Raw genomic sequence first — 12,768 nt, 5'->3', positions numbered from 1 at the left:
TGTGTTGAACACGGAGAGTGATGGCTGGGTGACCAAGGATTGGTGGATTGGTGCAGGTTGGGGCCGACTACCCGGCGAATGGCGTCCGGGCAGTCGGTCGCATACGGTGCCGACGTGGACGGACGACGGAGTTTCACTGAAGATCAGGAGTCGCGTTGGTACCACGACGATCGGGAGCGGGGTTATCAGGAGCCGACGTGGCGGGGTGAGCGCCGTTACAGCGAGGGGGACCCCCGGGGCCTCGAGCAGGGTGGCGGGGAGAGTCGGTACGGGGACTTTGGCGACGGACGGGGAGGGCTCGCCAGTCCGGAGGACTCCGGTGCGTTTCAGGTCAGTGAGGACGATTCCGGACGGTTCAGCGCCATGGGTGCGTACGGCGACGCCCGGTCCGAGACTGAGGGCTACCGGCCGAGCCGCTCGCGGCGGGCTGCCGATCCGGAGAGCACCGGCGACACCGCTGCCGACCGGCCGGGGCGGCGCTCGCGGGAGGCGCGTGACCAACTCTCGGCCTCCAGCGCGGACGCCTTCGGTGGAGCCGGTCCGGTCGCGGAGCCGGGGCGGCCGGGCGCGCTGGGCGGGTACCCGATCGTGGAGCCGAAGCGCCCCGCCGACGAGGCGGTGAACCCGTTGGAGCAGCCGACCGGAGCGATGCCGCCGGTCGGGCCGCGCGGTGATCTGTCGCCCACGGCGACGCCGGCTCCTGCGGCGACGCCGGCTCCTGCGGCGAGCGACGGTGTCTATCGGACGCGTCGCCCGATGTTCGCGGTCATCTTCGCCGTCCTGGTGCTGGCCTTCGAGGTGCCGGCGCTGCGGGTGTTGCTGGACGGGTTGACCGGGGAACTGGTGGTGGCGAACGTGCTGGCCGGGATGTTCCTCGTCGGCGGGGTGCCGATCTTCGCCGTGGGCCTGTACGGGCTGCGTGCCGGTGGGTTGTCGTGGCCGGATGGTCGCGGTTGGCTGCGTCCGCCGACGGCCCATCTCATCGCCGGCCTGGTGCTCTTCGTGGCGGCGGCGCTCGCGGTCGGCTGATCTGCCGGTCGGGCTGGCTGCGGGTTCATCCGGGCCTGCCCGGCCCGCCGACGCCGGTTGGTCCGGCTGGCCGGGTCAGCCCTGGCCCTGCCGGCCGGTCAACTCTGATCCGGCAGCCGCTAACCCTGTCTGGTGGCCGGCAACCGACCCGGTCGGCCCGGCCAGTCAACGCCGGCCCCGGCCGCGGTGGGGCCTACGACAATCCCGGCGTTGCGGCCCTTGCTCCCGAACGCGGGGTTAGTGGGCGGTGGCGTACACTGGTCGACTGGCGACCGCCTTGCGCGGTCGACCTCGCGCGCCCTCTCCGCGGCTTGCCGTGGGGCGGCGGCTCCCTGGTCCCGACCTTTGGGTCGGGCCCACCACGGCCGACGACCGGGCGCCAGGACGCCCAGCCGCCGGCCGGGCGGAACAACCAGGGGACGCAAGGAGTAACCATGGCCGTCGTGACCATGCGCCAGCTGCTCGAGAGTGGTGTCCACTTCGGGCACCAGACCCGGCGCTGGAACCCGAAGATGAAGCGTTTCATCTTCACCGAGCGCAACGGTATCTACATCATCGACCTGCGCCAGACCCTCGACTACATCGAGAAGGCGTACGAGTTCGTGCGCGGGACGGTCGCCGAGGGGGGCAGCATCCTCTTCGTCGGGACCAAGAAGCAGGCGCAGGAGGCGATCGCCGAGCAGGCGACCCGGGTCGGTCAGCCGTACGTCAACCACCGCTGGCTCGGTGGCATGCTGACCAACTTCCAGACGGTGTACAAGCGGCTCCAGCGGATGAAGGAGCTGGAGGCCCTCGGTGACCTGAGCGGCACCGCGGCCGGCTACACCAAGAAGGAGACCCTGCAGCTCAACCGCGAGAAGGGAAAGCTGTCGCGCACCCTCGGGGGTCTGCGGGACATGCAGAAGCTCCCGGCCGCGATCTGGGTGGTCGACACGAAGAAGGAGCACATCGCCGTTGACGAGGCCCGCAAGCTGGGCATCCCGGTCATCGCGGTGCTCGACACCAACTGCGACCCGGACGAGGTCGACTACCCCATTCCGGGTAACGACGACGCGATCCGCTCGGCGGAGCTGCTGACCAAGGTTGTGGCCGCCGCAGTCGCCGACGGCCTGATCGCCCGTTCCGGTCGCCGTCGGGGCACCGACGAGAAGCCGGAGGCGGGCGTCGCCACCGACGAGCCGCTGGCCGAGTGGGAGCGCGAGCTGCTCGAGGAGCCGAAGAAGACCGACGAGCAGCCGGCGAAGACCGACGAGCAGCCGGCCAAGGCCGACGAGCAGCCGGCGGCAGCCGCCGCGGAGTGACCGTCTACCCGTCCCGGCCGTTCGGCCGGGGTCCGGGTACATCCTCATCCAGACCATCCCACCCGCAGTCTCACCACTGAAGAGAGAGTCATGTCCAACTTCACCGCCGCGGATGTCAAGAAGCTCCGCGACCTCACCGGCGCCGGCATGATGGACAGCAAGAAGGCGCTGATCGAGGCCGAGGGCGACTTCGACCAGGCTGTCGAGGTTCTGCGCGTCAAGGGCGCCAAGGATGTCGGCAAGCGGGCTGGCCGGACCGCCGCCAACGGCTTGGTCGCGCACTCCGGCAAGGCCCTGCTGGAGCTGAACTGCGAGACGGACTTCGTCGCCAAGACCGACAGCTTCGTCGCGCTGGCCCAGCAGCTGGTCGAGCACGGTGAGCGCACCGGCGTGAGCAACGCCGAGGAACTGCTGGCCAGTGAGATCGATGGCAAGGGCGTCGCCGAGCTGGTCCAGGAGCAGTCCGCCAAGATCGGCGAGAAGCTGGTGCTGAACCGGTTCGCGAAGCTGGACGGCACCGTCGCGGTCTACCTGCACCGTAAGGCGCAGGATCTGCCGCCGGCCGTCGGTGTGCTGGTGCAGTACACCGGCAAGACCGATGAGGCGGGTGACGCCGACGCGCGGGGTGTGGCGATGCAGATCGCCGCGATGCGCCCGCAGTACCTGAGCCGGGACGAGGTGCCGGCGGAGATCGTCGAGTCCGAGCGGCGTATCGCCGAGCAGACCGCCCGGGAGGAGAACAAGCCCGAGGCGGCGCTGCCGAAGATCATCGAGGGTCGGGTGAACTCCTTCTTCAAGGACTTCGTCCTGCTGGAGCAGGCGTCGGTCACCGACAACAAGAAGCCGGTGCGGCAGGTTCTGGCCGAGGCCGGGGTTGAGGTCACCCGCTTCATCCGGTTCGAGGTCGGCCAGGCCTGAGCCGAGCCCGAGCGCTTGCCGGCGCTCGGGACGGGAACGTGGACGAGGAGGTCGCCGGTGTACGTGTCAAGCACCGCGGCCTCCTCGTCACATAGGGTCGGTGGCGGCAATTCGCGGCGTGTGGGGCGTACGCATGGTGAAGGGCGGGGAGGATGACACAGGTTGTGAGTGACCGGAGTCTGCTGGCGGAGGATCCGACGGCACCGCCTCCTGGCCGCGCGCGTCGGGTGGTGCTGAAGCTCTCCGGCGAGGTGTTCGGCGGGGGTTCGATCGGTGTCGATCCCGATGTTGTTCAGGCCATCGCCCAGCAGATCGCGACCGTGGTCCGGCGCGGTGTGCAGGTCTCGGTGGTGGTCGGTGGAGGCAACTTCTTCCGGGGCGCCGAGTTGCAGAAGCGGGGGATGGACCGGGCCCGGGCCGACTACATGGGCATGCTCGGTACGGTGATGAACTGCCTCGCACTCCAGGACTTTCTGGAGAAGGAGGGCATCGAGACCCGGGTGCAGAGTGCCATCACGATGGCCCAGGTCGCCGAGTCCTACATTCCGCTGCGCGCCATCCGGCACCTTGAGAAGGGGCGGGTGGTGATCTTCGGGGCCGGTGCGGGCATGCCGTACTTCTCCACCGACACCGTCGCCGCGCAGCGTGCCCTGGAAATCCGCGCCGATGTGGTGCTGATGAGCAAGAACGGGGTGGACGGCGTCTACACGGCGGATCCGCGGATCGACTCGACCGCCAGCAAGTTCGACTCGATCACCTTCTCCGAGGTACTTCGTCGAAATCTGCGGGTCGCCGATGCCGCCGCGTTCAGCCTCTGCATGGAGAACGGCCTGCCGATGTTGGTCTTCGGCGCCCAGGGCGACGACACCATTACCCGGGCCGTGGGTGGCGACAAGATCGGCACCCTGATCACCACCTGAGCGGTTCGACCTCGACGGTCCTCCGACACGACCAGCCACGACGAGCATAGAAGGAGGCGAGGAGAACGGTGATCGACGAAACCCTCCTCGAGGCCGAGGAGAAGATGGGGCGTGCCATCGAACACGCCAAGGAGGAGTTCGGGGCCATCCGTACGGGTCGCGCCAGCGCCGCCATGTTCTCCAAGATCATCATCGACTACTACGGCAGTCCGACCCCGTTGCCGCAGATGGCGTCGATCGGGGTGCCAGAGCCCCGTATGGTCATCATCAAGCCGTACGACACCTCGCAGACCAACGCCATGGAGCGGGCGATCCGCGACTCCGATCTTGGGGTTAACCCCAACAATGAGGGTAACCAGCTGCGCATTCTCCTCCCGCAGATGACCGAGGAGCGTCGCCGCGAGATGATCAAGGTGGTGCGGCACAAGGGGGAGGAGGCCAAGGTGGCGGTCCGCAATATCCGCCGCAAGGCCAAGGAGGAGCTGGACCGGCTGGTCAAGGCCGGTGAGGTCGGCGAGGACGACGGGCGCCGTGGTGAGAAGGAGCTGGATGATCTGACCCAGCGCTTCGTCGGCACCGTGGACGAGTTGATCAAGCACAAGGAAGCCGAGCTGCTCGAGGTCTGACCTCGCTGCCCGACTGCTGACGCGGCACCGGCGACCACGCCCCTTTCGGGGCCGCCGGTGCCGCCCTTCTGTCGCGGCTCGGCACCGCACCGGCCGTCCCGGTGGCTGGCCTGGGCGGTGGAGGCGGTTGCGGATGCCGGGGTGGCGAGTGCAGTAGGCTCGGCTCGATTCTCGGGCACCCGGCGGTGAATGGCGGGGATCGACCGGCCGACCCGTCGGTCAACCAGAGGGAACATCATTCGGGTAGGGGACATGGTTGTGGTTGTGCGTCTGGTTGTCGGTCTCGTCTCTCCTCCCGGTGCGTGATGTCCCCCGTTGAGTCATCCGGCAGCGCCGAACCACACGGTGGGGGACGGCCGGCCTCCGCCGCGCAGTGGCCCGAGCGGGAGCTCGAGCCGGAGGAGTGGAGCAGCGGGTTCGCCGTCTCCCCGGACCGACCCGCCGAGTCGCGGGGCACTCCGCAGGCGGCCCCCGGTGCGGCGCCCCGGGACGCCGCTGCGATGGTGGGGCGTCGAGAGCCCCCCGATCATGACCGTGGCGACACCGGCCGGCATGGCTGGTCACCGGCGGAGCCGGCGGGTGGGCCCGACCAGTTCCCGAGAAACGGCCGCCACGCCCCCGCCGACGACCGGGACTGTCCGACCGCCCAACAGGCTCCGGTCCGGGACACCCCGGCCGGGTCCGAGTACCCCACGACCCAGCTTCGGCCAGTCTCCGACGAGGACCCGGCCGCGCAGCCGCCACCGCGGGGGCGGCGTGGGCCGGGACGGCGTCGTGCCACCGGCGCCGCGGCCCGACAGCGGTCGTCCGGCAAGGCCGGCCGTAACCTACCGGCGGCCATCGGAGTGGGGGTTGGCCTCGGTGCCCTTGTCCTCGTGCCCCTCTTCCTCTACCCGTTCGCCTTCGTGGTGGTCGTCGCGGGGGCGCTGGCGGTCGGTTGTTGGGAGATGACCCAAGCGGTCGGTCGCGCGGGTCTCCACCCGCCGCTGGTTCCGCTGGCCGCGGGGAGCGTGCTGGTGACCGGACTGGCCTGGTTCGCCGGGCCCGATGCCCTGACCCTCGGCTTGGTCGTCACGGTGTTCGGCGCCCTGGTGTGGCGACTGGGTGACGGGCTGGCCGGGTTTCGCCGGGACGCCCTCGCGACCACCCTGATCGCTGTCTACGTACCGTTTCTCGGTGGGTTTGCCGCGCTGATGGCGGCGGCGGAGGACGGTGCGCTGCGGGTGTTGGTGACATTGGCCGCGGTGGTGCTCTCCGACACCGGTGGGTACGCGGCCGGCGCCAACCTCGGTCGGCATCCGATGGCCCCGACGATCAGCCCGAAGAAGTCCTGGGAGGGGCTGGCGGGTTCGCTCGGCGCCGCGGCCCTCGGTGGCGCCCTGCTGATCTGGCTGTTCTTCGATGTGGCGCCCTGGTGGGGAGCGCTCTTCGGGGTGGCTGTCTCCGCCGCGGCCGTCCTGGGCGACCTGGCCGAATCCATGATCAAGCGAGACCTCGGGGTGAAGGACATGAGTAACCTGCTGCCGGGGCACGGCGGCCTGATGGACCGGCTCGACTCGGTTCTCTTCGCCCTCCCGACGGCGTACCTGCTGCTTGCGCTCTTCGTCCCGGTGACGGGCTGAGTCGTGGGCTACCCGGTGCCCGCCGCCGGGCACGCCCCGCCTCCATCAGCGTTGTCGGCCGAATCGGGGCGAGGCTGGCGGATCCACAGCGGCGGCCTCCGGTTCCGGCGTGACAGACTGGATGGGTCATGACGAGTCTGCCCTTGACCCCGGTCAACCCCGACGCCTCCGCCCGCCGCGCGGCGATGCCCCCGCGACACCTCGCCGACCTCGATCTCGGCGGTCGCCAGGATCTGGTCGCCGAGCTGGGCGAGCCGCGGTTCCGGGCTCGGCAGGTGTCGACCCACTACTTCGGCCGCCTGGTCCGCGATCCGGAGCAGATGACTGACCTGCCGTCGGCCACTCGGCAGAAGCTGGCAGACCAGTTGCTGCCCACCCTGTTGACGCCGGTGCGGGAGCTGGCGTGTGACGACGGGGCGACCCACAAGGCGCTCTGGCGGCTGCACGACGGCTCGTTGGTCGAGAGCGTGCTGATGGGCTATCCGGACCGGGTGACGGTCTGTCTCTCCAGCCAGGCGGGATGCGGGATGGCCTGCCCCTTCTGCGCGACCGGCCAGGCGGGCCTGACCCGCAACCTCTCCACCGCTGAGATCGTTGATCAAGCGGTTTACCTGGCCGGCGTGGCCGCCTCTGGCGCTGTCGCCGGGTCCCCGCCGCGGTTGTCTCGCGTGGTGTTCATGGGGATGGGGGAGCCACTGGCCAACTACAACCGGGTGCTGGCGGCGATTCGCCGGCTGGTGGCACCCGCGCCGGAAGGGCTGGGGCTGTCCCAGCGGCACATCACCGTTTCCACGGTGGGTCTGGTCCCGGCTATCCGGCGGCTGGCCAGCGAAGACCTCTCCGTGACCCTTGCGTTGTCGCTGCATGCGCCCGATGATGAGCTGCGCGACGAACTCGTGCCCGTCAACCAGCGCTGGAAGGTGTCCGAGGTGCTGGGGGCGGCCTGGGAGTACGCGGCCCGCACGGGACGTCGCGTGTCGATCGAATACGCAATGATCAAGGACGTGAACGACCAGCCGTGGCGAGCCGACATGCTTGGGCGGCTGCTGGCCGACCGGTTGGCCCACGTGAACCTGATCCCGCTCAACCCCACTCCGGGTAGCCGCTGGGATGCGAGCCCGAAGCCGGTCGAGCGGGAGTTTGTCCGGCGGTTGCGGGCCGCCGGGGTCTCCACGACAGTGCGGGACACCCGGGGACGTGAGATCGACGGAGCGTGTGGTCAGCTGGCTGCGGCCGAGGGGCAATGAGAGCGTGGGGGCCGGGGAGACCCGGTGGAGCGAACGAGACCAGGAGACATAGTGGCGAGTCAGGGTCAGCGTTTCCGGCGTAAGTCGCTACGCCGGGGATACAAGGTTGACGAGGTAGATGTCTTCCTCGACCGGGTCGAGGCCACGCTGGACGGGCAACCGGTGGGCGCACCCGTGTCCGCGCAGGAGGTTCACGACGTCGTCTTCCGGGTCCGATTCAACGGCTATGACGAGTGGCAGGTCGATCTTCACCTCGACCGGGTCGAACGGCAGCTTGCCGACTTGGAGGAGCAGGGCGGCCTCTCGGCCCCGGCCGCCGCCCCCCACCCGCCGGATCGGATGGGCCCGCCGGATCGGATGGGTCCACCGGATCGGATGGGTCCACCGGACCAGATGGGTCCACCGAGACACGACGAGCGGGGCATCCCCCCGGAGCAGCAGCCGATGCCACCCCGGTTGATGCCGGCGCAGCCCGGCGGCCCGTACGGCCGGTACGACGACAGCACCGGCTCCTTCTCCGGCGGCTACGATGCCCCCCGCGGCGGCTACGAGCCGCCCCGCGGTCCGGCGGCCCCGCACGGTCCCGGCGGTCGGCCGCGGAGTCCGGCTGCCGGCGGCTACGGCCCCGAGGAACCGCGGTTTGACGGGTTCGAGGTTGGTCGACACGGGCGTGCCGACATGACGACCGAGATGCGGATGCCGGAGCGAGGGCGGGAGCTGGGCGGTCCGCCCGCACCGCAGCCTGGCTTCGGCGGCCCGCCGGCCGTCCCCAGCCCCCCCGGGCCTCCCAGCCCCCCCGGGCCTCCCAGCCCGCCCGCGCCCCCCGGGCCGCCTTCGCCGCAGCCCGGCTTCGGTAGCCCGCCGGCGGTCCCCAATCCACCGATGGCGGCTCCGCCCGGGGTCGCTGGCCCGCCGATGGCGGCTCCGCCCGGGGTCGCTGGCCCGCCGATGGGGGATCCGCCCATGGCCGGCCCGCCGGGCAGCGACCTCTACCGGGTCGACCAGATTCGCCGCAGTTTCCAGGTTCGTCGCTTCGGCAGCGGGTACGACCCGGACCAGGTCGACCGCTTCTTCGACAGCCTGCTCGGCGGGATGCAGGGGCGGAATCCGATGCCGGTGAACCCGCGGGACCTGGGCACGCTCCGCTTCGGCCTGGTCCAAGGCGGCTACTTCGAGGAGGAGGTTGACGCCGCCCTGAAGAATGTGCAGGACGTTCTGCTCGGTCGTTGACCCCCGGAACAGCGCCGGGTCGACCCGGAACAAGACCGTGGCCCGCTCCCTGAGTCTGGGAGCGGGCCACGGTCTTGTGGCTGACGTGCGGGCTACGGGCGCAGCCCGCTGCGCCGGAGCACGATGTCACCGACGACGATGGCCAGCAGCAGAACGGCGAGGCCGACCAGCCAGAGGTCCTCGACCCTGCCCTCGTGGTTACCGCAGATCATTGCCAGCAGCGACAGCGCGACGACCACCGCGCCTAACCGTCCGGACCTGCGGTGCCCGGGCTTGTGTTGGTCCGGAGACGTAACCGGCTCGCTTCCTGCCACTGTCGGTCCTTCCCTCGTGATCTGATCTGCGGTAAGTCTGGCACGCCTCATACCGGCCCCGGCGCTGGGTCCGACCATCTCCCGGGCCGGAGTCGCTGGCACGCCGGGAGCCCGTGTCGGTCCCTCGAAGGGCGTTGTCGCCCATGGACGCACTACCGGGCGTCGCGGTGTGGTGGTGAGAGTGGCTCCGGTAGGTTCTGACGTGAACCTTGTAATGTCTGCTAAAGGGGGAACTGCGGTGCGAGTGACCGGTACCGGGCACGCCAGCATGCGGATCGACACTCCCGCGGGGAGCATCCTGTGCGACCCGTGGGTCAACCCGGCGTACTTCGCCTCGTGGTTTCCGTTCCCCGACAACTCCCAACTCGACTGGGCGGCGCTGGGCGACGTTGACTACCTCTACGTCTCGCACCTGCACCGGGACCACTTCGACGCGGCGCACCTCAAGCGGTACGTGTCGAAGCGGGCTACCGTGCTGCTGCCCGCCTTCCCGACCTCGGAGATGGAAAACGAGCTTCGGGAGCTGGGGTTCACCCAGTTCCTAAAGGCGCCGAACGAGGAGGTCATCGACCTGGGTGGCGGCCTGAAGGTCATGATCCAGGCCCTGACCAGCCCGACCGACGGGCCGATCGGCGACTCGTCGCTGTGGGTGGAGCACGACGGGGTCCGGCTGCTCAACCAGAACGACGCCCGCCCCACCGACCTCAGCGTCTTCACCGATCTGGGGCACGTGCACGCACACATGCTCCAGTTCTCCGGGGCCATCTGGTATCCCATGGTCTACGAGCTGCCGAACGCCGCCAAGACCGCGTTCGGCAAGCAGAAGCGGGACCGGCAGTTCGACCGGACCTGGCGCTACATCGATGACCTGAAGGCCGACCACGTCTTCCCGATCGCCGGCCCGCCGTGCTTCCTCGACGACGCGCTGTGGCAGTTCAACGACATCCACGGCGACGAGGGCAACATCTTCCCCGACCAGTCGGTGTTCCTGGACGAGTACGCCAAGGTCGGCGGCACCAACGGGGTAGTGTTGCTGCCGGGCAGTGTCGCCGAGGTCACCGCCGACGGCTGCGAGACCACCCACCCGGTGCCGGTGGCGGAGTTCTTCGCCAACAAGGTCGCCCACCTCGAAGAGATGCGGGAGCGCAAGCGGCCGATCATCGCGGCGGAGAAGGCGTCCTGGCGGCACCCGGAGGTGGACGTCCTGGCGGAGATGCAGCGCCGCATCGAGCCGTTGCTGAACGAGTCGATCTATCTGGCCAAGGGGGTCGGCGGCCCGGTCCGCTTCGACCTGGTCGATGTTGACGACGCGGGTACGGAGACCGTCGAGTCGATCGTGGTGGACTTCCCCGGCAAGCAGGTCCGCCCGTACGCCGACGAGAAGGTGCGCTACCGGTTCCGCACCGAGCGGGCACTGATCGAGCACCTGCTGCACATCGGCGAGGTCGACTGGGTCAACTCGCTCTTCCTGTCCTGCCGGTTCTCCGCGGCGCGGATCGGCCAGTACAACGAGTTCGTCTACGCCTTCTTCAAGTGCCTCTCCCAGGAGCGGTTGCAGTACGCCGAGGGCTGGTACGACGAGCACGAGCGGGCGGTCGACGCGGAGGACATCACCCTCGGCGACTGGGTGGTGCAGCGGCGTTGCCCGCACCTCAAGGCGGACCTGAGCCGGTTCGGCATCGTGGCGGACGACCAGCTCACCTGCCAGCTGCACGGCTGGCGCTTCGATCTGGCCAGCGGGCGGTGCCTGACCAGCGTCGGCCACAAGATCCGTGCCCAGCGCGCCGACGAGCAGACCCCCGCCCCGGTCGCCGAGACGACGACCTGAGCGCCGTTCGGCCCCGCGCCGCGGCCCGCTTGACGAAGAACACCGGTCCCGCACAGCTCCGGCTGCGCGGCGGCTGTTAGACCCCGCGCATCCTCACCGTCCGAGGTCGGTGAGGATGCGCCGGGCCGCGTTGTGGCCGGACGCACCGATGACACTGCCGGCCGGGTGACAGCCGGCGCTGCCCGCGTACACGCCGTCGATCCCGGTGACGTACGGCATCCGGTCGGTGAACGACACCGTGTTGTCCACGTGGTGGATGTGCCCACCGGTGATGCCGAAGTGCGCCTCGATGTCCGGTGGGGCCAGCGGTACGGCGTCGGCGATCAGGGCCCCGGTGCCCGGGGCGTACCGCTCGCAGATCGCCACCAGCCGCGCCACGTACCCGGGTAGCGCCTCTTCCCAGGTACGCCCCGCCAACGCGTACGGCACCGACTGCACGAAGAGCGCCGACGAGTGGTGCCCGGCGGCGTCGGAGAGCGTCGGGTCGACGGTGGTGTGCAGGTACCACTCGATCGTCGGCTCCTGGGGCAGCCGCCCGGCCCGTACGTCGGCCCACATGGCGCGTAGCCCCGCCAGCGGCGTGTCCCGGGTGTCGCCGGGGGCGGAGCCGGGCAGCAGGTGGATGGTGGACCCGAACGGGCTGGGGGCGGCTTCCGGCAGGCAGGAGAAGCGCGGCAACCCGGTCAGCGCCAGGTTGAGCTTGAGCGTGGTGCCGGGGCGGCGCACCGTCGCCATCCGGTCGGCCAGCGACACCGGGAGCGCACCGTCGGGGAGCAGCTCCATCAGCCGGTACGGGTCGCAGGCCCCCAGCACCACGGACGCGGCGACGCTCTGCCCGTCGGCGAGCCGGACACCGGAGGCGGCGCCCCCGTCGAGGGTGATCGCGCTGACCGGCGTACCGGTGCGGATGGTGGCGCCGGCGGCGCGTGCGGCGTCGGCGAAGGTCCGGGAGACGGCGCCCATGCCCCCCTTGGCGATCATCCAGGTGCCGTCGGAGCCGGGAATTCTGCACATGTTGTGAACCAGGAAGTTGTGCCCGGTGCCGGGGTCGTCCGGGCCGGCGTTGACCCCGGAGAGGCCGTCGGTCACCGCGTACATGCTGACCAGCAGCTCGGAGCGGAAGTCGAAGCGGGCCAGAGAGTCGACGACCGAGCCGCGGACCAGGTCGACGAAGATCTGGCGCAGTGCCGGTCGGACGTACCGTTCGGCGGTCTCCTCGACCGGCAGCGGTTCGGCCAGCCAGGCCGGCGCCAGGTCCGCGCGCAGCGCGGCCAGCTCGGCCTGGAGTGCGGCGTCGGCGGCGACATCGGCGGGGGAGAAGAACTCGGCCAACTGTTGCCGGGTCGCGCTCGGGTCACGGCCGAAGAGCAGGTATGGCGAGCCGGGCCCGCCCGGGGTGGGTAGGAAGTAGTGCGGGTCGCGCCGCAGCACCGGGATGCGGATGTCGAGCCGGGCGAGCAGCTCCGGGGGGCATCAGCCCGAGCAGGTACGACCCGGTGGAGTGGCGCAGCCCCGGCACCCGGGAAAACGGTGTCTCGGTGCGGGCCGCGCCGCCGACCACGTCGGCCGCCTCCAGCACCAGCACGTCCAGCCCGGCTCGGGCCAGCAGGACCGCCGACACCAGCCCGTTGTGCCCAGCGCCGACGACGGCGACGTCCACCCGTCGCGGGAGCGTGGTCTGCGGTCGGGCCCGCAACGTCGAGGTCTCCTGCCGATCCATGCAGCGAAGATAA

The 12,768-nt window shown here is 70.3% G+C and carries 10 protein-coding genes and 1 pseudogene; 9 read left to right on the top strand and 2 right to left on the bottom strand.

What is annotated here, in order from left to right:
- The first annotated feature begins 78 nt into the window (after positions 1-78).
- The 8 genes from SALPAC6_RS0112090 (at position 79) to SALPAC6_RS27660 (ending at position 8,893) form a co-directional block, all read left to right on the top strand.
- Positions 79-1,029, top strand: coding sequence for a hypothetical protein (locus tag SALPAC6_RS0112090; protein WP_026189595.1), 951 nt, complete (start codon positions 79-81; stop codon positions 1,027-1,029).
- 434 nt (positions 1,030-1,463) lie between these two features.
- The gene (rpsB, locus tag SALPAC6_RS0112085) at positions 1,464-2,330 is read left to right on the top strand and encodes a 30S ribosomal protein S2 (protein WP_018253679.1); all 867 of its coding nucleotides are present in this window, start codon (positions 1,464-1,466) and stop codon (positions 2,328-2,330) included.
- A gap of 90 nt (positions 2,331-2,420) precedes the next feature.
- The gene (gene tsf, locus SALPAC6_RS0112080; protein ID WP_018253678.1) at positions 2,421-3,248 is read left to right on the top strand and encodes a translation elongation factor Ts; all 828 of its coding nucleotides are present in this window, start codon (positions 2,421-2,423) and stop codon (positions 3,246-3,248) included.
- A gap of 152 nt (positions 3,249-3,400) precedes the next feature.
- Positions 3,401-4,168, top strand: coding sequence for a UMP kinase (pyrH, locus tag SALPAC6_RS0112075; protein ID WP_033661548.1), 768 nt, complete (start codon positions 3,401-3,403; stop codon positions 4,166-4,168).
- Positions 4,169-4,236: 68 nt separating this feature from the next.
- A complete protein-coding gene (gene frr, locus SALPAC6_RS0112070) occupies positions 4,237-4,794 on the top strand; it encodes a ribosome recycling factor (protein WP_018253676.1) in 558 nt (185 codons plus the stop codon).
- 305 nt (positions 4,795-5,099) lie between these two features.
- Positions 5,100-6,416, top strand: a complete 1,317-nt coding sequence (locus tag SALPAC6_RS0112065) for a phosphatidate cytidylyltransferase (protein WP_018253675.1) — start codon at positions 5,100-5,102, stop codon at positions 6,414-6,416.
- Positions 6,417-6,544: 128 nt separating this feature from the next.
- Positions 6,545-7,663, top strand: a complete 1,119-nt coding sequence (gene rlmN / locus SALPAC6_RS0112060) for a 23S rRNA (adenine(2503)-C(2))-methyltransferase RlmN (RefSeq protein WP_018253674.1) — start codon at positions 6,545-6,547, stop codon at positions 7,661-7,663.
- 51 nt (positions 7,664-7,714) lie between these two features.
- Positions 7,715-8,893, top strand: a complete 1,179-nt coding sequence (locus SALPAC6_RS27660) for a DivIVA domain-containing protein (protein WP_026189594.1) — start codon at positions 7,715-7,717, stop codon at positions 8,891-8,893.
- A gap of 92 nt (positions 8,894-8,985) precedes the next feature.
- Here SALPAC6_RS27660 and SALPAC6_RS27655 read toward each other — a convergent pair whose 3' ends face one another.
- A complete protein-coding gene (locus SALPAC6_RS27655) occupies positions 8,986-9,258 on the bottom strand; it encodes a DUF2631 domain-containing protein (protein WP_080636034.1) in 273 nt (90 codons plus the stop codon).
- Between the two features lie 187 nt (positions 9,259-9,445).
- Between SALPAC6_RS27655 and SALPAC6_RS0112045 the strand changes: the two genes are divergently transcribed.
- The gene (locus SALPAC6_RS0112045; RefSeq protein ID WP_026189592.1) at positions 9,446-11,035 is read left to right on the top strand and encodes a Rieske 2Fe-2S domain-containing protein; all 1,590 of its coding nucleotides are present in this window, start codon (positions 9,446-9,448) and stop codon (positions 11,033-11,035) included.
- Positions 11,036-11,128: 93 nt separating this feature from the next.
- Here the strand turns inward: SALPAC6_RS0112045 and SALPAC6_RS25815 are convergent.
- A pseudogene (locus tag SALPAC6_RS25815) lies at positions 11,129-12,755 on the bottom strand (phytoene desaturase family protein).
- Positions 12,756-12,768 lie beyond the last annotated feature (13 nt).

This window comes from Salinispora mooreana (assembly GCF_000379065.1).
Lineage (GTDB): Bacteria > Actinomycetota > Actinomycetes > Mycobacteriales > Micromonosporaceae > Micromonospora > Micromonospora mooreana.
Note: the sequence above shows the minus strand (reverse complement) of the source record. Positions and strands in the feature narration are given on the sequence as shown.